The organism is Actomonas aquatica (genome assembly GCF_019679435.2).
In the GTDB taxonomy this organism is placed as follows: domain Bacteria; phylum Verrucomicrobiota; class Verrucomicrobiia; order Opitutales; family Opitutaceae; genus Actomonas; species Actomonas aquatica.
Map to the genome: position 1 here is coordinate 5,698,174 of NZ_CP139781.1, position 26,547 is coordinate 5,724,720.

Annotated in this window: 15 protein-coding genes; 6 read left to right on the forward strand and 9 right to left on the reverse strand. The window is 63.8% G+C overall.

The window, feature by feature from the left end; genetic code table 11:
- The first annotated feature begins 28 nt into the window (after positions 1 to 28).
- Genes K1X11_RS21790 through K1X11_RS21800 form a run of 3 tightly spaced genes read left to right on the forward strand, consistent with a single transcriptional unit; the run spans position 29 to position 1,418 of the window.
- Complete coding sequence (locus K1X11_RS21790; protein ID WP_221030380.1) at positions 29 to 952, forward strand: AraC family transcriptional regulator; 924 nt, start codon at positions 29 to 31, stop codon at positions 950 to 952.
- Positions 927 to 1,106, forward strand: coding sequence for a hypothetical protein (locus K1X11_RS21795; protein WP_221030379.1), 180 nt, complete (start codon positions 927 to 929; stop codon positions 1,104 to 1,106). Before K1X11_RS21790 ends, K1X11_RS21795 begins: the two co-directional genes overlap by 26 nt.
- 12 nt (positions 1,107 to 1,118) lie before the next feature.
- Positions 1,119 to 1,418, forward strand: coding sequence for a DUF6172 family protein (locus K1X11_RS21800; RefSeq protein ID WP_221030378.1), 300 nt, complete (start codon positions 1,119 to 1,121; stop codon positions 1,416 to 1,418).
- An 11-nt stretch (positions 1,419 to 1,429) separates the two neighbouring features.
- Here the strand turns inward: K1X11_RS21800 and K1X11_RS21805 are convergent, their stop codons facing one another.
- The 4 genes from K1X11_RS21805 to K1X11_RS21820 form a co-directional block, all read right to left on the reverse strand.
- Positions 1,430 to 2,245 (reverse strand): alpha/beta fold hydrolase, encoded by an 816-nt coding sequence (locus tag K1X11_RS21805; RefSeq protein ID WP_221030377.1) that lies wholly within the window; start codon positions 2,243 to 2,245, stop codon positions 1,430 to 1,432.
- 90 nt (positions 2,246 to 2,335) lie between these two features.
- On the reverse strand, positions 2,336 to 3,670 hold the full coding sequence (locus tag K1X11_RS21810) for an ArsB/NhaD family transporter (RefSeq protein ID WP_221030376.1): 1,335 nt from the start codon (positions 3,668 to 3,670) through the stop codon (positions 2,336 to 2,338).
- Between the two features lie 6 nt (positions 3,671 to 3,676).
- The gene (locus tag K1X11_RS21815; protein ID WP_221030375.1) at positions 3,677 to 4,174 is read right to left on the reverse strand and encodes a CBS domain-containing protein; all 498 of its coding nucleotides are present in this window, start codon (positions 4,172 to 4,174) and stop codon (positions 3,677 to 3,679) included.
- A gap of 169 nt (positions 4,175 to 4,343) precedes the next feature.
- On the reverse strand, positions 4,344 to 4,766 hold the full coding sequence (locus K1X11_RS21820) for a VOC family protein (RefSeq protein WP_221030374.1): 423 nt from the start codon (positions 4,764 to 4,766) through the stop codon (positions 4,344 to 4,346).
- Positions 4,767 to 5,008: 242 nt separating this feature from the next.
- Here K1X11_RS21820 and K1X11_RS21825 point away from each other — a divergent pair, with 242 nt between their 5' ends.
- Positions 5,009 to 11,317, forward strand: a complete 6,309-nt coding sequence (locus K1X11_RS21825; RefSeq protein ID WP_221030373.1) for an immunoglobulin domain-containing protein — start codon at positions 5,009 to 5,011, stop codon at positions 11,315 to 11,317.
- A 43-nt stretch (positions 11,318 to 11,360) separates the two neighbouring features.
- On the opposite strand, the gene purL is transcribed toward K1X11_RS21825, so the two are convergent.
- A complete protein-coding gene (gene purL, locus K1X11_RS21830; RefSeq protein ID WP_221030372.1) occupies positions 11,361 to 15,377 on the reverse strand; it encodes a phosphoribosylformylglycinamidine synthase in 4,017 nt (1,338 codons plus the stop codon).
- 229 nt (positions 15,378 to 15,606) lie between these two features.
- On the opposite strand from purL, the gene K1X11_RS21835 reads away from it, so the two are divergent.
- Both K1X11_RS21835 and K1X11_RS21840 read left to right on the forward strand, forming a co-directional pair.
- The gene (locus K1X11_RS21835; RefSeq protein ID WP_221030371.1) at positions 15,607 to 17,517 is read left to right on the forward strand and encodes an amidophosphoribosyltransferase; all 1,911 of its coding nucleotides are present in this window, start codon (positions 15,607 to 15,609) and stop codon (positions 17,515 to 17,517) included.
- 151 nt (positions 17,518 to 17,668) lie between these two features.
- A complete protein-coding gene (locus K1X11_RS21840; protein WP_221030370.1) occupies positions 17,669 to 18,775 on the forward strand; it encodes an AIR synthase-related protein in 1,107 nt (368 codons plus the stop codon).
- A gap of 206 nt (positions 18,776 to 18,981) precedes the next feature.
- Here the strand turns inward: K1X11_RS21840 and K1X11_RS21845 are convergent, their stop codons facing one another.
- The 4 genes from K1X11_RS21845 to K1X11_RS21860 form a co-directional block, all read right to left on the reverse strand.
- On the reverse strand, positions 18,982 to 21,828 hold the full coding sequence (locus K1X11_RS21845) for a M16 family metallopeptidase (RefSeq protein WP_221030369.1): 2,847 nt from the start codon (positions 21,826 to 21,828) through the stop codon (positions 18,982 to 18,984).
- A gap of 161 nt (positions 21,829 to 21,989) precedes the next feature.
- Positions 21,990 to 22,844 (reverse strand): hypothetical protein, encoded by an 855-nt coding sequence (locus K1X11_RS21850; protein ID WP_221030368.1) that lies wholly within the window; start codon positions 22,842 to 22,844, stop codon positions 21,990 to 21,992.
- Between the two features lie 120 nt (positions 22,845 to 22,964).
- Positions 22,965 to 23,516 (reverse strand): AlkZ-related protein, encoded by a 552-nt coding sequence (locus tag K1X11_RS21855; protein WP_221030367.1) that lies wholly within the window; start codon positions 23,514 to 23,516, stop codon positions 22,965 to 22,967.
- A gap of 209 nt (positions 23,517 to 23,725) precedes the next feature.
- A complete protein-coding gene (locus K1X11_RS21860) occupies positions 23,726 to 26,545 on the reverse strand; it encodes a M16 family metallopeptidase (protein WP_221030366.1) in 2,820 nt (939 codons plus the stop codon).
- Positions 26,546 to 26,547 lie beyond the last annotated feature (2 nt).

Consider the following 26,547-nt stretch of genomic DNA (forward strand, 5'->3'; position numbering starts at 1 on the left):
GGCTGAGCGAACATGTTAGGGTGACGCCGTGATTCAAACCACTCCGGCTCTCGACCAAATTCGCCGCGCGCTCGCCGCGATCGAGGCCCATCTGGATCGTCCGCTGGCGATGGCGGAGCTCGCCCGTCGGGCGGGTTACTCGACGTGGCATTTCCAACGGGTGTTTCTGGCCCTGGTGGACGAACCGGTGGCGAGTTATGTGCGGCGGCGGCGTTTGACGGAAGCCGCGCGGATGCTGCGTCACGAGCCCGAGCAACGGTTGCTCGAGGTCGCGTTGGCGGTGGGGTTTGAGTCACACGAAGCCTTCACGCGGGCCTTCCGACGCGAGTCGGGGCACACGCCGAGTGGCTTTCGCGATCACCCTCAACCCAACCTCTCGTGGATGCGTCTGCCGGTGGCGGCGGAGCATCTGCAGCTTTTGCCCACCAATATGAGCTTCGAACCCACGCTTCTCGACCTGCCGGCGCTTACGCTGGTGGGCCTCTCCGACCGGTTCATCGCGGCCATGTCGCCGGACGCGACGAACATGGACGTCATTCCGCCGTTGTGGCGGTCGTTTCAGCAACGATGCGGCGAAATCCACCGAGCCTACGTCGTTCGTGAGCCGAATCAGGCGTGGGGCGTGTGTCGTTGTCTGCCGCCGACGGATCGCACGCGGGAGGACGAACTCGAGTATCTGGCCGGCGTGCAGATCGATCCGGAGGCGCACGGCGACCTGCCCGAAGGCATGGTGCGGTGGGACGTGCCGGCGCGGCGTTATGCGCGCTTCACGCACCGCGGTCCGATCGAGACCTTTCCTGAGACGCTGAGCTACGTGTGGGGGGCGTGGTTTCCGCGCTCGGAGTATGAACCCGCGATGGAGGCGGAGCTGGAGCTCTACGATGAACGTTTTAAGCCCGGTGCGGAAGACAGTGTTCTCGATTATTATGTCGCCCTGCGAAACAAAGCCTGAAATCGCGACCGAACTGGCGCGCTTGCGGCTCGAGTTGATCGAACTCGCCTTCACGCTCGACCAGCGGGGGCAGTGCGAGGCCGCCGACGTGGCGACGATGGTCGCGGCGGAATTGTCCGAGCTATTGCCATTGAAAACGGAAGCGCCGCTGTAACGCTGCGCATCCATGAAGAAGACGTTCAAACTCACCGACCCCCGCCTGGCGGCTGCCCGCGTGCGCGACAAGATTCGCCACGAGGTGAACAAATACGTGAAGCGGGAGCGCCGGAAGGAGTTGCCGGAGGGCCACGACCGCTGGGAGTTCAACTGCCGCCTCGGCGTGACCGAAGCGACAGCGGAACCGCTGCCGCTCGGCGACGTGCCCGCGGCGATCGATCGGCTGGGCGAGCAGGACGGTGCCGAGACGGTGTTTATCGAAGTGCTCGCGAAGGCCCGGCCGGGGCGCGCCGCCAAGGCGGACGCCTGAGGCGCGCGGAGTCAGTCGACGGTCGTGTTGCGATCGTCGACGGCGGCGAGGATGAGTTCGGCGAGGCCGGCGGGCGTTTCGAGCATGGCGACGTGACTGCCGCGGTAGGGGCGGATGGTCCAGCCGCGGGCTTTGGCGCGTTTCCAACCGGGGAGCATGCCGGAGTTTTCGTCGGCGGTGGCCGGGTCCTGCACGAAGGGCACGTAGGTGACGTTGAGGGCGAGGGCGGCGGGGTCTTTGTAGGAAACGGGTTCGGTGAGCGTGCCGATGGGGTGGCCGACGTTGTGCGGGTAGGTGGTCGGGTTTTCATTGAGCCACGGCGGGATCCAGCGGCCGTTCTTCACCACGCGGTCGGGCTGCTCGGCGTTGCCGAACATGTCGAACATCGACTTGCCGTCGTCGGGCACGACGGCGTCGAAATAAAACACGTGGCGGATGCGCTCGGGGATGCGGTCCATCACGCCGGTGATGACCATGCCGCCGTAGGAGTGGCCGGTGAGCACGACGTCGTGGAGGTCTTCGAAGAGGATGGTGTTCACCACGTCGTTGATGTGGGTGGTGAGGTTCACGTTTTCGGCGCTGAGGTGGGAACGTTCGCCGAGGGCGGTGAGGGTGACGCGATAGACGGTGTGACCGGCTTCCTCGAGGTGGCGGCCGGTTTTCTTCCATTCGTAACCACCGGCGGTGGCGCCGTGGACGAGGACGAAGGTGAGTTTTTGTGGAGCGGCGGCGGATCGGGACGCGGCGTGGTCGTCGGCGTGGACGGCGATGCTGCCGGCGAGGAGCACGGCCGCGACGAATGAGAGCAGGCGGGGGAGGGTTTTCATCGGCTGGGGTGGTTGGAACCGGCGAGCGCCGGAGGGGTGTATCCAGTCAACCCTGACGCGACCGGCGGTCGAGCCGACTTTGGCGCCGACCTAACAGTAGCGCCACAACCAGTAGCCGTGGCAGATGGCGATCTGGACGAGCATCATAGGCAGGGCGTGTTTGGTGTAGGTGAGGAAGCGGAAGGACACGCCGTTGCGCTCGGCGATGCCGGCGACGGTGAGGTTGGCGCTGGCACCGACGAGGGTGCCGTTGCCGCCGAGACAGGCGCCCAGGGAGAGTGCCCACCAGAGTGGATCGAGTCCCTCGGCGCCGCCGAAGGCCGGGCCCATGGCTTTGATCATGGGGATCATGGTCGCGACGAAGGGAATGTTGTCCAACGCGCTGGAGAGCAGGGCGGAGGACCAGAGGATGCCGAGGCCGGTGGGTTCGAGTTGGCCGCCGGTGGCGGCGACGAGTTTCTGGGCGAGCATATCGAGCACCCCGGTGTGTTCGACGCCTTTGACGACGACAAAGAGGCCCATGAAGAAGAAGAGGGTGATCCACTCGACCTCGTTGAACACTTCGGTGACGTGTTCGGTTTGCTTCTCGGCGGAGCGGCCGAGGTTGTCGAGGAGCAGGAGCAGGGCGGCGCCGCCGAGGCCGATGGCGCCGGATTCCATGCCGATCTGATGGGCGAAGGAGAACGAGACCAGGACGAGGGCGAGGACTGACAGCGACTTGATGAGCAGGGCGCGGTCGGTGATGGCACGGCGGGCGTCCATGGCCATGATGTGTGCGCGGGCCTCGGCGGTGCTGCGCAGGTGGCGACCCCAGAACAGGTGCATGGCGAGGGTGTGGCAGGCGAGGATGACGACAATGACCGGCGCGAGGTTGGTCACGAAGGCGTTGAAGCTGAGCCCGACCTGAGCGCTGATGATGATGTTGGGCGGGTCACCGATCATGGTGGCGGTGCCGCCGATGTTGGAGGCGAGGACCTGCGAGAGCAGGAAGGGGTAGGGCGGGACCTTGAGCTGAGAGCAGATGACCAGCGAGACCGGCACGATGAGCAGCACGGTGGTGACGTTGTCCAAGAGCGAGGACAGCACGGCGGTGATCAGACTGAGCAGGACGAGGATGCCGGCGGGATGGCCGCGGGCGACTTGGGCGGTCCAGATGGCGAGGTATTCGAAGACGCCACTGCGACGGGCCACCGCGACGATGATCATCATGCCGGCGAGCAGGCCGACCGTATTAAAATCGATGCCGGCGATGGCCTCTTCCTGCGACAGGATGCCGCTGCCGATCATGACGATGGCGCCGATGAGCGCGACCACGGCACGGTTGATCTTTTCGGACATGATGACCGCATAGGTCACCAACAGGATGCCGACCGCCACCCAGGCGGGGTTGAGTCCGCCCAAGAGGGCGATGTGTGCTGGAAGCATGGATAATCAGGCGCGACCCAAAACCGATTCCAGGACGTCCCAGGTGGAGATGATGCCACAGAGCCGATGGTCGGTCGGGTCCACCACGGGCAGGAAATTCCGTCCGCGGTAGAGATAGTGGAGAGCGGTCACCAGGGGTTGATCGGGCCGCAGCACGGGAGTATCCAAGCAAGCGAATTGGGCGACAGGGAGGTCGGCGAGGGTCGCAAACCGTTCCTGCACCTGGCGCAGGTCGTCGCGGAGCAAACCGGCGTCGACCATGCGAGTGATTTGATGAAAGTGGTCGTCGTAGACCGCGACCTGGGGGAGCACGCCGGCGATGACGCGGTTTTTGCGAAACACCCCGAGGTAGTGGCCCGCGGCGTCGACGACGGGCATGGCCAACAGCCGATGTTGCAAGAGGGCGGCGATCGAATCGCGAAACGACGTGTCGGCCTGCAGGACGGCGGGCGAGGCGTCCATCACGGAGCGGCAGGTGACATCGGGAACATCGGTGGGACTCATGGCGAAAAACCCCGCACAGTGGCGGGGTAAATCGCAGCCTAGTCCCGTGCGGGCCGGACTGTCAGGCCCGCGCAGCGAGCGCGCGCACGGTATCAGCGAATCCGCAGCGCCGCATAAGCGGATGAAAAATCATGTGGGAGCGCCCGGAGGGGGAGGGAGATGGGGCGACTTACTTCAGCGCGCCTTGAGTCGCGGGTTGCAGGAGGTCCCAGTGGTTTCCGAACGGGTCGCTGAAGACGGCGACTTTCCCGTAGGGCTCGTCGCGAGGGGCTTCGAGAAAGCGGACGCCGCGGGCGGTGAACGCGGCGTGGTCGCGGTCGAAATCGTCGGTATGCAAAAAGAGAAAGACACGACCGCCGGTCTGATGACCGATCGCGGCGCGCTGGGGAGCGTTCGCTGCGCGGGCGAGGAGCAGGCGGCAACCGGTCGGGCCGGAGCCGGGCGGTGCGACGAGCACCCAGCGTTTGCCGTCGCCGAGGTCGGTGTCTTCGACCAACTCGAAGCCTAATTGGCCGGTGTAGTAGCGGATCGCCTCGTCGTAGTCCGGCACGACAAGGGTAAGGGCGGCGAGATGCTGATGCGGCGCGGTCATGACTGCTATAACGACCGATGATATGGGAATACTTCCACGATAGACTGGCGTTGCTCGCGGGGAAATTTACAGTCCACCTTTCTGGTCCGACTGGCCGCGGTATCCGGAGTAACCCCCACTTCCTGATGATAAGTCCCTCCAGTCGTTGCCGGTCGCTTGCGCCTCACGCTTTCCTGTCGCAGCAATGGCTGCATTGCTCCGAGCAACGGAATCGCTCCCTGGCGTGGAGACCGTTCGCAGGCATGGTTCTCTTCCTTATCGTGGCGTTTGGGCCTCTGCGCGCGGTCGCTGAGCCGCAAGGGTGGAGCCGGGTCGATCCTGTTTTGCCAGGGGATACGCCGAAAGTGGTGACTGGACCGGACGGGATGTTTTGGGCGTTGGGATCAAGCGGAGCTCTGTCGCAATCCGTCGACGGATTGTCCTGGAACCGGGTCGAGACCGGCACCGCCGGTGCGCTGCAGGGGATGGCGTGGGGCAATGATGTCGCCATCTTGGCAGGAAACGAGGGACTGATTCTGCGTTCTGAAGACGGCCGGAACTGGACGACCGTTCGCGAGCCTGACGAAGGCAGTTACCGGCGTTTAGTCGGGCTTGTTTTTGGTGACGGCCGGTTTCTCGCGATGATGCAAGATGGGTTGGTGTTGGAGTCTGTCGATGGGAGTAATTGGACTGAACGATCGATTTTGACGGTGGAAGAACCGTTGTCGTTGAGGCAGTTGATCCATGCCGCGGGGCGTTACGTCGCGGTGGGCAGCAAGGGAATATCCAAAGCCGATATACTGTTCTCTAGTGATGGCTTGGTTTGGGAACGCCTCGAGGACACCATTGAAGCCTATGGCGGCAACGGATACACCAGCCTCCGTTCAGTCACCTACGGAAATGGACTCTTTGTGGCGGGCGGAGTCGGTCCCGTTTTCACGTCATCCAATGGCCGGGACTGGGTGCCCTCCGACGGGCCGTTGAGCAACGCGTTGGCGTTTCATCGCGGTCGGTTTTACGCGGGGTTCGAGGGGGCGCAGCGGTTCGAAAATGACCCCTCGACCGGCTGGGGGTTCTCAAAGGATTTCACCACCTTTGCCGTCTCGATCGATGGCCTGAACTGGGAGATGATCAACATCCCTTTCCAACTTTCGGTCAGTGGTATGGTCAGCAACGACAGCGTGCTTTTGGCGGTGGCGCAGGGAGGACTTGCTTGTCTTACCCCAGCTGGGGAATGGCAGCAGATCCGCGGCGTTCGGAGGGTGGTTAGAAACGGGATCGTAATGACAGAAGGCGCGCGCGCTTTTCTGCCGGAGAGCACCGATGGGGAAGAGGCGCGATACACTGGACTGGTATGGACCGTAGGATTGTCTTCGGCGGAACCGATTGCCCGGCCTGTTTGGGGAGGCGGACGATTCGTGCTCGGTGATGGGGGTCGAGATGCGGTCTACTGGTCGGACGATGGAATCACTTGGCAAGCGGGGTCATTACCGGATGAGGCCACACTTTTCGATGTCGTCCATGGAAACGGAAAATGGGTAGGCGTCGGTTATGGGACGCTGGCGGAGTCGGTCGATGGCATCACGTGGACCGCCCAACGTTTGGAGGGGATCGAGACCTTGCGATCCGTCGCTTATGGCAATGAGAGATTCGTGGCAGTCGGTTCCCGCGGGGCGGTGCGTTGGTCGGTCGATGGCACCGACTGGACGTTTGTGCAGGCACCGACGGACAAGACTTTGCACGCCGTCGCGTTTGGCGCCGGGCGCTTCATCGCGGTGGGTGACCAGAGCAACGGCAACAACGGTTGGACCTCAGTCGACGGCGCGGGCTGGACGCCCATCAGCTGGCCCGTTGCTCCGGAGGGCGGCTATGATGCAACGTGGTTTCGGGATGTTCATTTCGAGAACGGGTGGTTCCTGGCGAGTCGTGGACGCGACCTACTGTTGTCGCAAGATGGGCTGAACTGGACGGTTCAGCCGCGCGCCTTCGGCCCGGAGGCGGAAAACGGTTGTCACTTTGCGTATGGGAACGGGCAGTTCTTGGCCATTTCGACGGGGGCCGTTTATACTTCGGAGTCGGATGGGACCGGCAGGAAGCTTGTGCTGCCAGTGCCCTCGCTGGCGCAGATAGGCTCAGGTGGCTCGGTTACTCTATCGATGGAAGCCACGGGAGCCGGTTTGGTGTATCAATGGTATCGCGGATCGAGCGGTGATTTTAGTGACCCCATTGAAGGTGCGAACGGTGCGAGCCTCACCTTGGATAGCGTCGAAGCGAACTCCCGGTTCTGGGTGCAGGTAGCCAATGACCGTGACCGAGCAAACAGCTGGACGTATGCTGTAGATGTGCTGGTTCCTCCGGAGGTGGGTGACCCCGGCCCGATGCGCGAGGTGGTGGCTGGCAACCGGGTCGTGATGACGGCCAGTTTGGTGGGGGAGCCGCTGCCTACGGTGCAATGGTATGCGGGAGATCCAGGTGATTTGTCCGTTCCACTGCAGGGCGAAACACGGGCATCTCTGTCGCTGGTAGCCGGTGAGGAAATGGGCCGTTACTGGCTGCGAGCCAGCAATGAGGTAGGGGCGTTTGACAGTGGCGCGTTTCAATTTGTGCCGTGGGTGCAAAGTAATCGGGCACCAAACTTGACCGGCGTGCGGGAGGACGCGGGAACCTTGCTGGGGGTGCTAGGCGAGTCGGTTTTTTCATCCGAAGACGGGGTGCGGTGGCAACCGCGCGCGAACATCTTCAATTCCTACCTGAAGGATATCATCAAGTTCAACGAGAGCTACGTCGCCGTCGGAGATCGTGGGTTCTTCGTTTCGGACGACTTGGCCACTTGGACCCATGTCAACCTCCCCGCCGAATCGTGGCAGTATCACGGGGCTAACGCGCTGGCGGTGGGGGCGGACCGGGTGGTTGCGGCAAGGGGCCGAACCATAGAGTCGTCTCTGGACGGAGTTGCTTGGACGACCTCAACCCTTCCGGAGGGAGTCGTGTTGACCGACGTCGAGTATGCCTTTTCAGGGTTTTATGCGGTCGGTCACGCCAGTGTCGCCGGCGATCCGACGCGGGCGGAAATCGGAGCCTTGTTCACTTCCCCGGATGGCGTGACGTGGTCACGTGTGGGACAGGATGCGATGCCGGAGGAGGTGGGGAATGCTCACACCAAACTTGATCGAATCGAGTATTTGGATGGCCGCTTGGTGGCGCTGAGCGAGCGTGGTTACCGGGTTCTCGTGTCCACTGACGGGCTAAATTGGGTTTCGAGCGACATTGGTCGTTTTGTGGCAGGAGGAGTGGGTGGAATGTCGAGTTTGAACGGTCAAATCCTCATCAGTTGCGGCAGCGGTGTTCTGGTGTCCGAAGACGGCGAAGCGTGGGATCTGGTCGACGGTCCTTTCGCATCAACAGCCAGCCATTTGGTTCATTACGGAGACCGCATCATTGCGTTTGGCTCGGATGGTCTGAGGTCGGTATCGAACGATGGGCGCAGCTGGAGACTGTTAAGCGGACAGCAAGTCTTGATCTCTCAAAGTGCGTATGGAGGTGGGCGCTTTTTGGGATTTGGCATCAGCGAGACCTATGAGGCGAACGATGACCGCTTTTGGCGGCCCCATGCTTCAGATATTTCGAATGAGGGGTTCGGTCTGGTCTACTCCGGCGGGTCCTTTGCGGTTAGTCATGACTCCTCCGGTCGGTCGTTGTGGATGAAATCATCCGTGGACGATCGGTGGCAGTATCTGCATGCGATGCCCGGCGATCCGGCGGGCAAATACTTGGGGGCCGACGAAGATAATCTGTTCACGCTGCCGACCGGAGCTACCGAGCTCGCGCACGCGGACGGAGTCTATGTGGCGGTTGGTCAGGGAATTTGGACGACATCCGACGTTGGCTCATGGCAACTGGTAGATGATTTGGACGGAGGTCGTCTCGATGGCATCGCCTATGGGCACGGCTTGTTTGTCGCCGGTGGATCGCCGCTACTCACCTCTCCGGATGGCATCACCTGGACGGAGCGGGAAGTTCCGGAACTAAGCGGTAGGGTTCGGGGCATTGTTTTCCTTGGTGGCCGCTTTTTTATGGCGAGTGCTAATTCGGGTCTGCTCGTTTCCGATGACGGGATCGATTGGATGCCGACCGAAGATGCTCCCTCGTCAGGCGAAATGGTGTCGGCGAACGGTCAAATACACGTGGCTCCCACTTGGACGCGAGCGCACGACGGGATTGCCACTCGAATTTCGGCGATCTCGGAATCGATGTTTCTGCCTGCCGGAACGACGTTCGATTTGCAGGTCGAGGCCTTGGGTCGAAACCTGCAGTATCAGTGGTATCGCGGTAGAACCGGCGATTTGTCCGCCCCGCTTTCTGGTGCGAACGAATCGTCATTGTCGGTCACCGTGGACGAGGAGGTGTCGTATTGGGTAAGGGTCGTAGGCACCTTTGGAACGGTCGACAGCGCGACCGTAGACCTTGCGCTGGAAGGCCCTCCGTCCATTTCGTTGCAACCGTTCCCAGTCAGCAATTACGCGTCGACCGGAGGGGGATACCTCGAAGTAAGCGCGAAGGGGCAAGGCCCCTTGGCGTTTCAATGGTATGAAGGCCTGGCGGGCGATGAGCGTTTTCCGATTCCCGGTCAGCGCTCCAGCCGCCTCTTCGTCGCTACAGGCGAATTCACGCGGCGATACTGGGTGAAGGTGAGCAACGCGTTCGGTTCAACCGCGAGCGCCAGCGTTCCGGTGGAGGCGTGGGCTGAAAGTGACTACGATATAGAGGGATACACTTTCAATGGTCGTGCCATCGCTTTCGGCAATGGCCGATTTGTGGTGAGTGGCGACCTGTTCAACCATGCTCCGCCGTATGAGGTGAGTCGAAGCCTCCGGATTTCCAGCGACGGAATGGGGTGGGAAACGATCGAAAGTCCCGCAAGGTTTAGCGCAATGGCGGGGAGCGCCGACGGATTCGTGGCGGTAGCTGGCACCTCAGTATGGTCTTCGGTGGATGGTCGAGTCTGGCAGGAGCATCCCATTGCATCCGAGAGCACGACTCTGACGGCGGTGCATTCTCTCGGCGGACGAATTATCGCCTACAATCCTGCGCAAGCCGCGCTCACGTTTTCGAGCGACGGAGAGACGTGGCGGCAGCAGTCGGTCTGGGACGGGAATGTGGTGGGCATCGCGTTCGGGAACGACCGTTATGTTATCGGTTCAGAAGACGGACGGATTGGATTATCGACGGACCTGCAAGGCTGGGAGATCACGACCTTGCAACCGACCTTGCTCGAAGGAGAAGTCATGCTCTCGCTCGCGTTTTCCGACGGGGTTTTCCTCACAATGACATCGGCCGGTCGCCTGTTTGTTTCCGAAGATAGCATGGCTTGGACCGAACGCATCGCGGAACGACCGGATGGACGGTTGGGATTCCGGGAGGGATTTAAGATCATCCTAAGCGGCGGGCAGCTTTCCGCGGTAGGTGCTGGTCGCTGGAGTTCTCTCGACGGACTGCAATGGTTCGAACGACCCTTTCCCACCGGCTTCCTGGCTACCGGAAACGGTGTCAGCGTCGCGCTGCTCGGGTCCAAGGCGCGGGTGCTCCAGCGGGAAGTCGTGTCATCACCGATCTTCGAAAACGTGACGGGGGCCCAAAGCGTTCAACCGGGATCATCTCTGACCTTGGAGGTCGAGTTGGCCAACCCCGCAGGATCGACGCTCCAATGGCGACGCAACGGAGTGGCGATCGACGGCGAGAACGAAGCCATGTTGCACTTGTCGAATGTTACGATTCGGGACGCTGGAGTCTATGATGTGGTGGCACGCAATCATCTCGGAACGGCCACCAGCTCGCCTGTGGCCGTGGTGGTGGCCAACGGGGACCTCGACCTCTCCGGTCTCCATGAAACTGCGCAGGGGTATCGGCGCGGTGAAACGATCACGGTGTCGAATACGGTGTCCTACGCGGGAGAACTCGATTCGTTGAGCTATTTGGTATTGTTGCCCGACCGATGGAGTTTCGCCGGCGACGACATTTCCGACCCAGTCGTCCGGCCCGAGGAGAACGCTGAATCGGTCGCGGAATGGACGTGGAGCGTGGTGCCGTCCTCGCCGTTCGTGTTTTCCTATCAGCTTAATGTGCCTGCGGACCAACTTGGCATGCAGGAGCTGGTGGCCCTGCTGGAAGCCAGCAGCGGAGGTGAGGTAGCTCAGGCCCTTGTTGATCCGGATCCTCTTGAACTCGGCATGGCTCCCCACAGTGCCGATTTCGATGGGAATCACCGGATCGATCTGTCGGAGCTGCTTCGTGTCATCGAGCTCTATAATTCCCGGACCGGCACCACCCGAACTGGAAAGTATGCGCTGCGGCCTGAATCCGTTGATGGTTTTGGTCCCGATGATTCGGCCGACGACTTGGCAGCGCCGGCGAGATACCATTCCGCCGATGTCGATCGCGACCGTCGTTTGAGCCTTTCAGAGTTGTTGCGCGTGATCGAACTCTACAACCAACGGGAGGGAACCACTCGCACGGGCGCATATCGACCGGCTTCGGGGGCGACGAACGACGGTTTTGAGCCAGGCCCGCGTTAGCCGCCCCTATAGGAACAGACTGGGTCGCAAAGTCGGTATTCGTCTATCCGACCCAGTTGCGGGCGTTTCTAAAGAGTTTCATCCACGGGGAATCTTCGCCCCATTCCTTGGGCGACCAGCTCATGCAGCGGCTGCGGAAGACACGCTCGGGGTGGGGCATCATGATGGTGACGCGGCCGGTGGTGGTGGTGAGCGCGGTCATGCCGAGGGGGCTGCCGTTGGGGTTGAGCGGATACTTTTCCGTCGGCGTGTGGTGGTTGTCGCAGAAGCGAGCGGCGACTTGACCGCTGGCACTGAACGCTTCGGCGGCGGTGCGGTCTGCGAACTCGGCGTAACCTTCGCCGTGGGCGACGGCGATCGGCAGCACGCTGCCAGCCATGTCTTTAAACAGGATGGACGGAGACTCCTCGATCTTGAGGGAGACGTAGCGGCCTTCGTAGCGCTCGCTTTGATTCTGCACGAAGTGCGGCCAGGCCTCGGCGCCGGGGATGATCGACTTGAGGTTGCTGAGCATCTGGCAGCCGTTGCAGACGCCGAGGGCAAAGGTGTCCTCGCGGGCGAAGAAGGCTTCAAACTCGGCGCGGGCGCGCGGGTTAAAGAGGATGCTCTTGGCCCAGCCTTCGCCGGCGCCCAGCACGTCGCCGTAGGAGAAACCACCGCAGGCGGCGAGACCACGGAAGTCGGCGAGCGAGACGCGACCTTCGAGGATGTCGGTCATATGCACATCGACGGCGCGGAAACCAGCGCGGTCGAAGGCGGCAGCCATCTCGACTTCGCCGTTCACGCCCTGTTCGCGCAATATCGCCATCGGGGGGCGCTGATCCGTTGGGATTTGGGATTTAGGATTTGGGATTTCCGAAAGTGAGAACGTCACTTTCGGCGAGATGCCGGGGTCGGTGGCGTCGAGTTTGTGTTTGTATTCTTGCTCGGCGCAGGCGGGGTTGTCGCGGAGGGCCGCGATGCGACGGGTGACGTCGGACCAGATGGCGCGCAGGTCGCTGAGGTTTTCCTCGAGCAGGGTCTGGTCGCCGGCGGTGACGCGGAAGGTGTAGTCGGTATTGAGTTTGCCGATACGGTGGGTGCAGTCGGCCAGGCCGGCGGTTGCGAGGGCGGCTTCGACGGCGGCCAGGTCGGTGTCGGCGACTTGGATGACGGCGCCGAGTTCTTCGTTGAAGAGGGCTGCGAAGGGGATGTCGGGCGTAAAGCCCGACCCACATAGAGGTGCAAGGTCGAGGTCGACGCCGACGTGGCCGGCGAAGGCCATTTCGACGGCGGTGGCGAGCAGGCCACCGTCGGAGCGGTCGTGGTAGGCGAGCAGTTTGCCGTCGGCGCCGAGTTGCTGGATGACGTTCCAGAAAGCTTTGAGGTCGGCGGCGGAATCGACGTCGGGGGTGGCTTCGCCCATCTGTGAAACGACTTGGGCGAGGATGGAGCCGCCGAGGCGGTTTTGACCGCGACCGAGGTCGATGAGGAGGAGGGTCGAGTCGGCGTTCTGCGCGAGCTGCGGAGTGAGGGATTTACGAATGTCGGTGACCGGGGCGAAGGCGGAGACGATGAGCGAGACGGGGGCGGTCATGCGCTTGGTCTCGTCGCCGTCGGACCAGACGGTGCTCATGGACATGGAGTCCTTGCCGACCGGGATGGTGATGCCGAGCTCGGGGCAGAGTTCCATGCCGACGGCTTGGACGGCGGCGTAGAGGTCGGCGGCGTCGCCGGGCACGGCCGGGGCGGCCATCCAATTGGCGGAGAGGTTGACCTTGCCGATAGGGCCGATCTGAGCGGCGGCGAGATTGGTGAGGGCTTCACCGACCGCGAGGCGGGCAGAGGCGGCGGCGGCGTTGACCGCGACGGGCGTGCGTTCACCCATGGCCATGGCTTCGCCGGTGTTGACGTCGAAGGTGGTGGCAGTGACGGCGCAGTCGGCGACGGGGACCTGCCAGGGGCCGACCATTTGATCACGGCAGATGAGGCCGGTCACGGTGCGGTCGCCGATGGAAATGAGGAAGGTCTTGTCGGCCACGGTCGGGTGCACGAGGACGCGACGAACCGCCTCCTTGAGATCGATGTCGAGGGACAGAGGCAGCAGAGGGCGTTGCAGGCGGGTTTCGCTGCGGTGCATGCGGGGCGGTTTGCCGAGCAGGACCTCGAGTGGCATGTCGATGGGGGTATTGCCGAAGTGCGGGTCGGTGAGGACGAGGCGCTTTTCTTCGGTGGCTTCACCGACGACGGCGTAGGGGGCGCGCTCGCGGGCGCAGATGGCGGCAAAGGTGTCGAGGCGGTCGGCGGGGACGGCCATGACGTAGCGCTCCTGGGACTCGTTGCACCAGATCTCGAGCGGGGACATGCCCGGCTCGTCGTTGGGGAGCTTGCGCAGGTCGAAGCGACCACCGCGGCCGCCGTCGTTGATGAGTTCGGGCAGGGCGTTGGAGACACCACCGGCGCCGACGTCGTGGATGAAGGAAATGGGGTTGGCGTCGTCCATTGCCCAACAGGCGTCGATGACCTCCTGGCAGCGGCGTTCCATTTCGGGGTTCTCGCGTTGGACGGAGGCGAAATCGAGGTCCTCACTGCCGGTGCCGCTGGCCATGGAGGAGGCGGCACCACCGCCGAGGCCGATGAGCATGCAGGGGCCGCCGAGCACGATGAGTTTGTCGCCCGGGTTGATGGCGCCCTTCTCGACGTGGCCGGCTTTGATGTTGCCGAGGCCGCCGGCGAGCATGATCGGCTTGTGGTAGCCGCGCAGCTCCGCTGCGGGGGGCGGTAGGCTGTCAGCTTTCAGCGATAAGCTCTCTTCTGACTGAGGCTGATCGCTGAGGGCTGACTGCTGATCGCTCTTCGAAGCGGCGGGCACGGCGGCTTCGAAAGTGCGGAAGTAGCCGTTGATGGCGGGGCGGCCGAATTCGTTGTTGAAGGCGGCGCCGCCGAGGGGGCCTTCGATCATGATGTCGAGGGCGGAGACGATGCGGCTGGGTTTGCCGAAGTCGGTTTCCCAGGGCTGCTCGGCACCGGGCAGGCGGAGGTTGGACACGGTGAAGCCGGTGAGGCCGGCTTTGGGTTTGGAGCCGCGGCCGGTGGCGCCCTCGTCGCGGATCTCGCCGCCGGAGCCGGTGGCGGCGCCGGGGAAGGGGGAGATGGCGGTGGGGTGGTTGTGGGTCTCAACCTTGCAGAGGAGGTGGATGTCCTCGTCGTGGGCGGCGTAGTCGTGGGTGGCCGGATCGGCGTAGAAGCGGCCGCCGCGGGAGCCGACGAGCACGGCGGCGTTGTCCTTGTAGGCGGAGAGGATGCCTTCGCTGTGCAACTGGTGGGTGTTGCGGATCATGGCGAAGAGCGACTTGGCCTGCGCCTCGCCATCGATGTCCCAAGAGGCGTTGAAGATCTTGTGGCGGCAGTGCTCGGAGTTGGCCTGGGCGAACATCATGAGCTCGATGTCGTTGGGGTCGCGGCCGAGTTTGCGGAAGGCTTGGGCGAGGTATTCGATCTCGTCGTCGGCGAGGGCGAGTCCGAGTTCGGTGTTGGCGCGCACGAGAGCGGCGCGGCCCTCGGCGAGGACCGGCACGCTGGTGAGGGGCTTGGGCGATTCGTGGCGGAAGAGGGCGTCGCAGTCCTCCACGCGGTTGAACACCGCCTGGGTCATGCGGTCGTGCAGGGCGCCGCGGAGGGCACTGAGCTGGCAGGCGGAGAGGTTCGAGAGCGGCTTCGGCAGGGCGGCGTTGTCGAAGGCGATGGTGTAGGCGATGACGCGCTCGATGCGTTTGACGGCGGTGAGGCCGCAAATGTGAGCGATGTCGGTGGCCTTGGACGACCAGGGGGAAATTGTGCCGGGGCGCGGGGCGACCACCTGGGTGAGGCCGTCGAGGCGGGCGGGGGCGCGCTTGGGGCCGTAGGTGAGGAGTTTTTCGAGCACGCCCTGCTGGTCGGGCGAGAGTTCTCCTTCGGCTTCAACCACATGCACAAAATCGGCCGTGATGGCGCGAGCCGGGATGCCGACGGCCGTCAGGCCATCGAGGAGTTTTTGAAGCCGAAAGGGCGAGAGAGCAGGGGAGCCGCGCAGGATCAACATGGTCAGGAAAGGCGCGACCGTCCCAAACCAGACCGGCCCGGTCAAGCGGGGGGCGAGCCGGGGGGCGATTTCGTGGCATGGCCGGAAAAAGCCGTTGACCGGTCCGGGCATCCTCCCGTGATTGTCCCCTTTTGACGCCCGTGAGAACTTCATCCGCTGAACCGGCCGCCCCCTTCGGCCTCGTCCCAACCCGCGGCGCTGCGCCGCGATCTCACCGCGCCCGCTCCCAATGAGCGACAAGATCACCCACGAGTGCGGTATCGCGATGGTGCGGCTGAAGAAGCCGCTCCAATATTATCAGGAGAAATACGGCACGCCGCTGTGGGGCTTCACCAAGCTCTTCCTCCTGATGGAGAAGCAGCACAACCGTGGCCAGGATGGCGCGGGCGTGGCTTGCGTGAAATTTGATGTGCCGGCGGGCGACCCGTTCATGTTCCGCGAGCGCTGCGTGAAGGCCAATCCGCTGGACCGCATCTTCAAGCGCCTGCTGGGCGACTACAACAAGCTGGTCTCGCACGGCGACGCTCACCCGGAGTTCGCCAAGACGGTGAAGGAGCAGTTCGACTTCGGTGGTGAGCTCCTCCTCGGCCATTTGCGCTACGGCACCAGCGGCGGCTACAGCCAGAGTTCCTGTCACCCGTTTTTCCGCCGCAGTCCGTGGCCGACGCGCAATCTGGCGCTGTGCGGCAATTTTAACCTCACCAATACGGATGAGCTGAATCGCAACCTGATCGCGATGGGGCAGCACCCGATCTTCGCCACCGACACGCAGGCGCTGTTGGAGAAGGTGGGATTCTACCTCGATGAGGAGCACGACGATCTCTACCGCCAGTTGCGTGAGCAGAAGATGCCGGGCAAAGAGATTTCGGCGCAGATCTGCCGCGACCTCGACGTGCACCGCGTGATTCAGCGCGCCGGCGAGAAGTGGGACGGCGGTTACGTGCTGGCCGGCGCGGTCGGCAACGGCGACGCCTTCATCGTGCGCGACCCGTCGGGCATCCGCCCGTGTTTCTATTTTGAGAACGACGAAGTCATCGCGGTCGCTTCCGAGCGCGCGCCGCTCATGACGGTCTTTGATCTCGAACTCGCCGATGTGGAAGAGATGCCGCCCGCCAGCGTGATGGTGATCAAGAAGGACGGCACCCGCACCATCAAAGCCTTCCGCGAGGAGCTGCCGCGCACGTCCTGCTCGTTCGAGCGGATCTATTTCTCGCGCGGCAACGACATCGATATCTACCGCGAGCGAAAGACGCTGGGCGCCAAATTGGCGGATCAGGTGCTGGCTTCCGTCGACCACGACTGGGGCAACACGGTGTTCAGCTTCATTCCCAACACCGCCGAAGTCGCCTACTACGGTCTGGTCTCGGCGCTGCGCGAACGTCGTCGCACGGAGGTGAAGGATGAAATCCTGCGCCGCTCGCAGGACGGCACGCTCACGCCGGAGAAGCTCGACGATCTCATCCTGCGCAATTGGCCGCGCAGCGAGAAGGTGGTGAGCAAGGACATCAAGCTGCGCACCTTCATCGGCCAGGAAGGCATGCGCAACCACCTCGCCAGCCACGTTTACGACATCACCTACGGCTCGGTCGATCCCGGGAAGGACAACCTCGTGTGCGTCGACGATTCGATCGTGCGCGGCACCACCTTGCGCAAATCCATCCTGCGCATCCTCACCCGCCTCAACCCGAAGAAGATCGTGATCGTGTCGACGGCGCCGCAGATCCGTTACCCGGATTGTTACGGCATCGACATGTCGGAGATCGGCAAATTCATCGCCTTCGAAGCGGCGGTCGAGTTGCTCAAGGAAAACGGCAAGGAAGAGCTGCTGGGCGAAGTGTATCGCCACTGCCGCCGGGCGGTGGAGACCGAGGAAGCGGTCAACCACGTCAAAAAGATCTACGAGCCCTTCACGCCGGAGGAGATCTCGGCGCGCATCGCCCGCATCGTGTATCCGCAAAACGTCGATTGGGCGGGCGACGTCGAAGTGATTTTCCAGAGCGTCGAGAACCTGCACTCCGCGGTGCCGAATCACTCGGGCGACTGGTTCTTCACCGGCGACTTCCCCACCGCGGGCGGCTTCCGCGTGGTGAATCAGGCCTACATCAACTTCTTCGAAAACTCCGACCGCCGCAGTTATTGAACGTTTTGGTTTTAAACCACGGATGGACACGGATGCGCTCCGCTACCGCTTCGCGAATTTTGTTTCTTAATTAACTTATCCAACCCCGGCTTGGTCGGCGGAACGTTAGTGAAGCCTATCCGTGTCCATCCGTGGTTTAGAAATATTTCCCATGAGCCTTTCCTACGAATCTTCCGGTGTCCGTTATGACGAACTCGATGCCTTCAAGCGGGCCTGTCAAAAGGCGGCGCGGGGCACGGCCGATCTGCTCGACGGTCATGGCTACCGTGAGCCGGCGGAGACGCGCGGCGAGAGCTGCTATCTGATGGAGGCCGACGACCACTTCCTCGCGCACGTCGAGGAGGGACTGGGCACCAAGAATCTGGTGGCTGACGCGGTCTACAAGCAGTCGGGCAAGTGTTTCTACCGCGAGGTGGCGATCGATACGGTCGCGACGATCGTCAACGATCTGATCACCTGCGGCGCGCTGCCGACTTCGCTGGCGATGCACGCGGCGGTGGGCGACTCGGGCTGGTTTGGTGACGCGCAACGCACGCAGGCGCTGGTCGACGGCTGGGCCGAGGCCTGCCGCATGTCGGGCGCGGTGTGGGGCGGCGGCGAAACGCCGACGCTCAAAGGTATCATCGAACCGGATACAATTTGCCTCGCGGGCTCGGCCGTGGGCCGACTTGCGCCTAAGTCTCTGCGCATCATGGGCGATGCCAAGGACGGCGACGTGCTGGTGTTTCTGGCGTCCTCGGGCGTGCAGACCAACGGCCTCACGCTCTGCCGCAAGATCGCCGACCAGTTGCCGGAAGGATACGCCACGCCGCTCGGTTTCGGTGATGAGCGCACCTACGGCGAGGCGCTGCTGGCACCGTCGGTGATCTACGTGAAGTTTGTGCGGGAGTGCCAGGTGCGCGGCATCAAGTTGAACTACGTGTCGCACGTCACCGGTCACGGCTGGCGCAAGCTGATGCGCCTCGATGAGCCCTTCGTGTATGAGATCACGGAGACGCGCGACGAGCCGGCGCTGTTCAAGTTCATGATGGAGAAGGGGCCGATCGAGCTGAAGGAAGCTTACGCCACCTACAACATGGGCGTGGGCTTCGCGGCCTACGTCGACCCCAAGGATGCCGAGGCCACGGTCGCCGCGGCGCAGGCCACGGGTTACGACGCCTGGATCGCGGGTCGCATGCACAAGGACGGCGATCGCAAGGCGGTCGAGATCCCGAGCAAAGGCATCACCTTCGGCGGCGACACCCTGCAGGTGCGCTGAGCAGTGTCGGGCGACCTGGACGGGTGTCGGGCGTAAAGCCCGACCCACAGCAAAGCACTAAGATCTCCTCCTCTGTGGGTCGGGCTTTACGCCCGACTCGGATTGCGGATGGCGTATCCGTTTTATTGATATCGACTCAAATACGGGAGCGAGAATGACCCCGGACCGGCCTCACCGCGGCCGGCTACAGCGGACAGAGCGGCGGCTCACTCCAGCCTCGTGCCGGGCGGGATGGCGAGGATGCGGATGAATTGGCGGGTGGAGAGGACTTCGCGGGCGAGGCGTTCGACCTCCTTTTCGCTGATCGACTGGAGGTCGCTCAGGCGGGTGTGCGGGAGTTGGAGGGCCTCCGGGTTGGTCTGGGCGGCGGAGACGACGTGGCGGATCCAATAGCCGTTGGAGTTGAGCTGAGCGTCGACGCCGTCGATGAGCGGGGCTTTGGCGCGTTCCAGCTCCTCCCGTTTGATGCCGCGTTTGGCCAGGCGTTGGGCGATCTTGGTGAGATGTTTCTGGGCTTCGGCGACATCGGCGGGGGCCACGGTGATGCTGGCCTGCAGGTATCCCTGTTCCGGATACACCTCACTGGTCCAATAACTCACGGAGGGCGCGTAGGTGGCACCGAGGTTTTCACGGATGTCCTCCAACACCCGATTGCCGAGGACGTGGGAGAGGATCTCGAGCGTGCGGCGGCGGCGGGCTTCGCCGACGGCGTCGACGGGCCAGGCGAAGAGCAGGGAGGCCTGGGGTTCGCCGGACTGCACGGGCAGAAAGCGCAGGGCGGCGCCGCGTTCGAGGTTGAAGGGCGGCAGACGGTCGAGGGCGGCGGGCTCCTTGGCCGGCGGCAGCGTGCCGAGGGTCGAGGCGACGGCGGCGATGGCGGTCTCGAGGTCGAAGTCGCCGACCAGACCGATTTCCATGGGCGCGCGGTCGAGGCGGTTGCTGATCCATGCGCGCACCATCTGGGCGTTGAGCTGATCGAGCTGTTCGGGAGGGATGAGGGTGAAACGGTCATCCTCCTGGTAAAAGACGTCGGCGCTGAAGGATCCGACGGCGCGCTGGGCGTCGAGCAAGGCGGTGGCGGACCAGCTGCGAATTCCTTCGCGCGCGGTGGCGAAGGATTCGTCGTCCATGGCGGCATCGGTCAGGTAGGCGGTGAGGAGTTGGAGCAGGAGGTTGAGCTCCTCGACGTCGGCGCTGCCGTTGAAGGACATGGTCGAGGCGTTGATATCGAAGGACAGGCGCACGAAGTGGCCGGCGAGGGCGCCGGCGAGTTGTTCGGCGGGCAGTTGGTTGAGTCCACCGGAGGGCAGGACCGATTGAGCGAGGGCGGCGACGCCGTGCATCCCGCGGGGTTCGGCGAGTTGACCGCCGTTGTCGAGGCGGACGGTGAGGAACACAGAATCGGCGGTGAAGGTGGTGCGCTTGAGGTTGAGTTTCAGGCCGTTGGCAAACTCCAGCATGTGCACGTCGAGGGACTCGTCATGGCGCCGGGTCACGACCTCGCCGGGCGGGCCGAAATCCGTATACGGAAAGTCGATACGCTCGGTGGCGGTGGGTGGAGAGAGTTCGCGGGTGATGACGGCGTTGATGTGGGTCGCAACCTCGTCGGCCGTGAGCATGGCGGCGGAGGCGGAGGTGAGCTGCATGCCGGGGAAACCTTCGGCGAAGAAGGGGCGCAGGGCGTCGAGACATTCCTCCGGGGTGATGGCGGGGAGGTGCTCGGAGGCGAAGGCGTAGTTAAAGGCTGGGGCGGTGGGCTGGTTGCCCCAGAGGAGCGTGGAGGCGAGGCGCGCGGCGAAATTGACGGCAGGTTCGGTGTCGCCGTGGCGCGTGGCGTATTCGTTTCCTCGCAGGAGATTGTCGCGGGGGGCGGCGAGTTCCTCGGTGGTGAAGCCGTAGATGCGGAGGCGGCGGTATTCGTCGAGCAGGGTGCTGGCGAGTAGCGGCCAGTTGTCGGGCTTGCTCTCGGCGTAGAACACGAGCTCCTCGTTGAAGGGCGTGGGGCTGTTGAGGTTGACGCCGAGGTTGCCGAAGGTGCCGGGCTGGGCGCGGGCGATGAGCTCGAAACGGCGTTGGAGGGCGGCGAGGGCGAGTTGCAGGGCGAGGCCGCGGCGGCGGGTGGTGAGGGTATCGGCGGTGGCCGGGTCGCGGGAGGCGACGAGGGCAAGCTCGGCCACGAAGGACTTCACCTCTTCGTTGACGACCAGTTTAGCTTGGGTGCTCGGTTGATTGCGGATCGTGCCGAGTTCGAGGGAGGGGAGCGGGTCGGCGGGGCGTTCCCAATCGGCAAAGTGAGCTGCGATGCGAGCGGCGATATCGGCCGGTGCAAAGTCGCCGGCGGCCACGAGGATGACGTTATCGGGGCGATACCAACGTTGGTAGAAGGCGATGAGGTGATCGCGGGGCGTCTTCTCGATCTCCTCGGGCGTGCCGGAGACGATGCGGCGGGAGAGCAGCGACTCGGGGTAGAGGAAGTTGAGGCGGTTCTGGTAGAGGGCGTGGGCGTTCTGGCCGCGGGTGCGAAACTCGGAGATGAGGACGCCGCGTTCGCGTTCCACCTCGCGGCGTTGGAAGAGCAGCTCGCTGCCCCATTCGCGCAGGACGCTGAAGGCGAGGTCGAGTTTCTCGGGAGCGGCTGACGGCAGGTCGAGATGGTAGATGGTATGGGACGGCCAGGTGAAGGCGGTGACGTCGGGGCCGAAGCGGATGCCGGCTTTTTCGAGTTCGGCGCTGAGGGATTCGCCGCGAAACTTCCGCGTGCCGTTGAAAGCCATGTGCTCGACAAAGTGGGCCACGCCGCGTTCGTCGTCGTTTTCGTGGAGGGAGCCGGCGAGCACGAGCATGCGCAGGCTGGCGGTGCCGACAGGGTGCGGTTGACGCTTGATCGCGTAACGCAGCCCGTTGGGCAGGGTGCCCCACGTGATGGTTGGGTCGGTGAGGATGCCCTCCGCTTCACGGGGCCAGGCGGAAGCGGTGGGGGAGGAAATCTCGGCGGCGGGCAGGTGAGTCGCGGAAAGCCATAGCGCCGAAACCAACAGAAGAACGGTCCGCATGGGGGGCGATTAGAGTGATGCGAGGCGGCGAAGCAAGCGGGGTTGGTGCGGGCGGTGAATTTGGCGACGTGAGGAAGGGGGCGTGAGGATGTGGACGTGAGGACGGGGCGAGGCCGATCGTGACGCAGACGCGGCCCGGAGGGGGCGGCGCGGGAACTGCCTTACTGTGGCCGTAGTGCTTTGGTTACGATGGAAGGGAGCGCGCCCTCATGTGAGAGAAAGGGTAGATTGTGGAAGCGCCAGGTTCCGTCCTCGCGGGACCAAAACATCACACCCGTTAATTGAGACCAGCGACCGTCAGTCGTCAGCTCGGCTCTATATACGACCATTCCGACGTCTTCATTATCGATGGCGGTGAGCAAGGTCCGCTCCGATTCGATATGCAGGCGCTCGAGAGCTGGTTTCAAAAATTGGACGGGGTTCTGACGCTGAAATTCTTCGGATCCCATGGTGTGGAGGCCCTCGGCGTCTCGCGCATTGATGAGTTGAATGATGCGACCCAAAGAGGGCCAGCCATGCGAGGGGGGCTCGCTCGGCAAATCCGGGATGAGCGATTCAGCTGAGGATGGTTCGACTTGCTCAGTGGATGGGCGCCGTGCCTCACGCACCGCCGGAAGGTCCGGCACGTGGGTCACCACGATCAAGGTTTCCGAGGAGCCATCGCGGAGGATGTTGATCTGCATGAACTGATCCTCGTCGGAGGAAAGACCGCTCATGCCGCCGGAGTGGATCCCATTGCGGGAGATTCGGTTGGTCTGGAGGTTGTTGAGTTGCCAATCCGGCCCCGCGAACTGACGCAGGTAGTAATCTTGAACCACCTCGGGGTCGTCAGTTGTTTGGTAGCTCGTCCGCGTGGCACCCGGCGTTGAGTCGATGGTCTCGCTGTCCACGAGTTTTGCACCGGGATAGTTCCATCCTTGGGACTCCGTGGCGACGTGGCGGTTGCAGCCGGATACGAACATAGCGACGAGGCTGATGCCGAAGAAGCAGAGAGAACGTGAGGTGGCTATTTTCATCAAGGGGCGGGCTGCGAAACGCGGACCATGAGGTGGATGGTTGAACGATGGGCGCGGAGGGGCAGCGTAGCGCGACCAAGGTCGCGGCCTACATGGCCGGATTTGCGACCTTACACAAAGTCATCCGATGTCGGGGTATTGTTCGGACCAGGGGACCCAGCGGTCGTTGGTCGCGTCGGGGTCGTTGGTGCGGGCGATGTTGAGGGTGATTTGGAGCTGCTTGAGCGCGGTCTCGAAACGGCTCTTCGTGCAGCGGGTGCGTTCGATGGCGAGGGTGCGGAGTTCGGCGGTTTCGGTCGGGTCGACGCGGATGATGTCGTAGAGTTTTTGGGCGAGTTCGCTGCAGGCGCTCACGGGCTGGTGGGCGGCCGGGTAGTGCACGTCGCGGAGGTGGTCCATCGACATGAGCACGGCGTGGCCGCCTTTGATTTTGCCGTAGAAGACGTCGTCGGGGTAGGCCGCGGGCAGCTCGTTTTTCCACGCCCAGATGGCTTCGACGCGAGCGCCCCACTTGGTGCGACCACCACCTTCGGCGGGGAGGGCGACGACATCCCAGAGCGCGGGCAAGCCGGAGCCTTTGCTGCTGAAGAGGGTGCACACGCCGATGCGCTGCACGTAGGCGAGCGCGTCTTCGCGGGTTTTGACGGTGGGGCGGGGCGGCTTGGACGGCATGACCCGACGATGGTCAGGTGGCGTGCGTGCGCAAGTTGCGCAGTGAGCGTGATTGTCGGCTCTGTGCAGGAAGGCGGGGACGAAGCTTTAAACCACAGATGGCACAGAGGTGCACAGATCGGAGGGGCAGGAGGGAGCGGCCGACACGGCCGCTGCTACATTTTATTGTGCTGGCGAAAGCGCGGCCCGCGGGAGGCGAGCCCCGGCGCTCAGAACATGCTTTTGCCTTTTTCGCCGGTGCCGGCGTAGAGCTCGATGGCTTGGTTTTTGTCGAGGTATTGGCGGGCGAGTTCGCTTAGGCGCTGGGCGCTGATCGACTCCAGATCGGTGCGACGACTGTCGGCGTAAGTGAGTTGTTCGGGGTGTTCCGACAATCCGTCGAGCACGCTGTGCAGCCAATAGCGGTTGCTGCGCAGTTGGGCGTCGAGGCTGTTGAGCGCGGGGTTGAGGGCTTGCAGCAGGAGGTCATCGTCGATGCCGCGGCTCGCGAGTTGGTCGCCCACCTTGCGGATTTCGCGGGCGGCGCGTTCGACGTAGCGCAGTTGGGTGATGAGCGAGAAACGGAGGTAGCCCACCGAGTCGTCCGTCTCCGGGAAGAAGGTTTCGATGCGCGGCGAGTAGGTGAGGCCGGTGTCTTCGCGGAGGCGCTCGACGACCCGTTCGCCGACGCACTTGGAGAGCAGTTCCAACTCGCGACGTTGGCGCACGGAGCCGTCGACCGGGATGGGCCAAAGCACGGCGGTGGCGGCGCGTTGGCTGTAGGACGAGGCGTGGAAAGTCTGGTCCTCGCGCAGCCAGTTGAACGGGGGGGGCGCGGGCAGGGGCTGGCGTGGCGGCAGGGAACCGAAGGTCGCGGCGACGGCATCGCGGGCGAGGTCGGAGTTGATGTCGCCGACGATGGAAACCTCGATGGGGAGGGCGGCGAACTGGGGTTCGAGCCAGGCACGGAGGTCGGCGGGCAGGATGTTTTTCAGGTCATCTTCGAGGGGAGCGGCGAGGCGCGGATCTTCATGCGCGAGGGCGTAGTGGAAGTTGGCGGCGAGGGAGGCCTCGGCCTGGTTGAAGGCGCGATCGGCGGCGGCGATGCTTTCGGCCACGGCGTGGCTGACGGCGTTTTCGGCGAGGGCAGGATCGGTCAGGTAGGCGGCAACGATGCGGCAGAGGAGGGGGAGTTGTTCGCGTTCGGTGGAGCCGGTGAAGAGGAGGGCGTCCTCGGTGACGGCGAAGGTGATCTCGGCGGCGTGGCCATCGAGGGCACGGGTGATGCCGGCGATGTCGAGTTGGCCGAGTCCGCCGGCGATGAGGGCGGCTTCCGCCACCTCGGGCACGCCGGGCTGGGCGGGATCGGTGCGCAGGTGGCCGCCGTTCTTGAGGCGCACGATGAACTCGACGGTGTCCTGCTCGAAGGAGGTCGGTTTGAAGTTGAAGGTCACGCCGTTGGCGTAGTGGACCTGTTCCACGTCGGTGGCGGGATCGGTGCGCTCGGAGACGATGGCGGCGGGCTCGCCGAAGGAGGTGTAGGGGAACTCGAGGTCCTCGTTGACGGACGGCGGGGTGAGCTCGAGGCGGGTGCCCTCTTGGAGGGCTTCGACGAGGTTTTTGCTCATGCCGGCTTCGCCGAGGTCGCCGTAGATGAAGTAGCGGGCCTGGCCGGTGGCGAGGTAGTCGGCCAAGGCTTCGCGACAGGTTTCCGGCGTGAGCGTGGGCAGGATCTCGCGGGCGAGGGCGTGGGTGGTGGCATCGGCCGGAAGCACACGTTGGTAACGCACGGCGTCGGTGAGGCGGGACGCGTAGGCGGGCACGTCGGCGTGCGACGGATGGCTCTCCTCGTAGGTGATGCGGTTGAGCAACACCTCGCGGGCGTCTGCGACCTCCTCGGGGAGGAAGCCGTATTTGCGCAGGCCGCGGTATTCGGTGAGCAGGGTGTGGAGGAGGGTTTTCCAATGCTCGGGGCGACCGCTGACGGAAAGGGTGAGCTCGGCAACGTCGGGGGACGGCGAGGCCTCGTAGATTTGGAGACGTTCGACCTCGGAGGGCGCGAAAAGCACCTGGCGGTTGAGGCGCGACTGGATGACTTGGAGGGCGAGTTGAGTGATGAGGCTTTGGCGGAAGTTTTCGACCGAGTCGGTGGCGGGCGTGGGGCGGGTGTGGATGATCTCGAAGTTGAAGGACTTGATGGGGCCGATCTGGGTCCAGTGCAGGCGCGGGGAGGACGGGTTGACAGCGGGGGGCGCGGAGGGTTGCGGGGCGAGCGGACCGCGGGCGCGAAAGCTGCCGAAGTGGCGGGCGACAGCGGCATCGATCTCGGCGGAGGGTTTGTCGGCCACGATGGCGAGCACGACATTGTCGGGGCGATACCAGCGCTCGTAGAAGTCGCGCAGGTCGTCGGCGCGGGCGCGGTCGACGCTGTGCGGGGTGCCGGCGGGGTTACGTTCACCGAGCGGATGGTCCGGGTAGACGAAACCCATACGCTCCTGGGCGAAAGGGCCGGCGACGAGGCCGCGGGCATTGATCTCGGCGAGGATGACCTTGGCTTCGCGCTTCACCTCGCGGGCTTCGATTTTGAGGCCGTCGCACCAGTCGCGCATGACTTGGAGGGCGAGCTCGAAGGTGGCGGGGTCGTCGTTGGGTAGGTCGAGTTGGTAGACCGTGTGGGAAGGCGAGGTGAAGGCGTTGACCTCGGGGCCGATGCGCACGCCAGCGCGGGCGAGGGTGGCGCGCAGGGTATCGGCGGGGAAGTTGCGGGTGCCGTTGAACGCCATGTGTTCCACGAAGTGCGCGTAGCCGAGCTCGTCGTCCTCCTCGTGATTGGAGCCGGCGTTGACGATGAGACGCACGCTGACGCGGTTGTTTTTATCGGTCGTCTGCGCGTGGAGATAGCGCATGCCGTTGTCGAGTTGGCCGGAGGAGAGGATCGGGTCGTAGGGCAGACCTTCGATTTCGGGCAGCCACGCGGCGTGGAGGGCGGTGAGCGGCAAAAGGCAGGAGGCGACGGCCGCGAGGAAAGGGCGGAGGGAAAGAGAGCGCATGG

Coding starts and splice junctions, on each gene's coding strand:
- K1X11_RS21795 (WP_221030379.1), top strand. CDS start 927: ATGTCGCCCTGCGAAACAAAGCCTGAAATCGCGACCGAACTGGCGCGC.
- K1X11_RS21800 (WP_221030378.1), top strand. CDS start 1,119: ATGAAGAAGACGTTCAAACTCACCGACCCCCGCCTGGCGGCTGCCCGC.
- K1X11_RS21805 (WP_221030377.1), bottom strand. CDS start 2,245: ATGAAAACCCTCCCCCGCCTGCTCTCATTCGTCGCGGCCGTGCTCCTC.
- K1X11_RS21810 (WP_221030376.1), bottom strand. CDS start 3,670: ATGCTTCCAGCACACATCGCCCTCTTGGGCGGACTCAACCCCGCCTGG.
- K1X11_RS21815 (WP_221030375.1), bottom strand. CDS start 4,174: ATGAGTCCCACCGATGTTCCCGATGTCACCTGCCGCTCCGTGATGGAC.
- K1X11_RS21820 (WP_221030374.1), bottom strand. CDS start 4,766: ATGACCGCGCCGCATCAGCATCTCGCCGCCCTTACCCTTGTCGTGCCG.
- K1X11_RS21825 (WP_221030373.1), top strand. CDS start 5,009: ATGGTTCTCTTCCTTATCGTGGCGTTTGGGCCTCTGCGCGCGGTCGCT.
- purL (WP_221030372.1), bottom strand. CDS start 15,377: ATGTTGATCCTGCGCGGCTCCCCTGCTCTCTCGCCCTTTCGGCTTCAA.
- K1X11_RS21835 (WP_221030371.1), top strand. CDS start 15,607: ATGAGCGACAAGATCACCCACGAGTGCGGTATCGCGATGGTGCGGCTG.
- K1X11_RS21840 (WP_221030370.1), top strand. CDS start 17,669: ATGAGCCTTTCCTACGAATCTTCCGGTGTCCGTTATGACGAACTCGAT.
- K1X11_RS21845 (WP_221030369.1), bottom strand. CDS start 21,828: ATGCGGACCGTTCTTCTGTTGGTTTCGGCGCTATGGCTTTCCGCGACT.
- K1X11_RS21850 (WP_221030368.1), bottom strand. CDS start 22,844: ATGAAAATAGCCACCTCACGTTCTCTCTGCTTCTTCGGCATCAGCCTC.
- K1X11_RS21855 (WP_221030367.1), bottom strand. CDS start 23,516: ATGCCGTCCAAGCCGCCCCGCCCCACCGTCAAAACCCGCGAAGACGCG.
- K1X11_RS21860 (WP_221030366.1), bottom strand. CDS start 26,545: ATGCGCTCTCTTTCCCTCCGCCCTTTCCTCGCGGCCGTCGCCTCCTGC.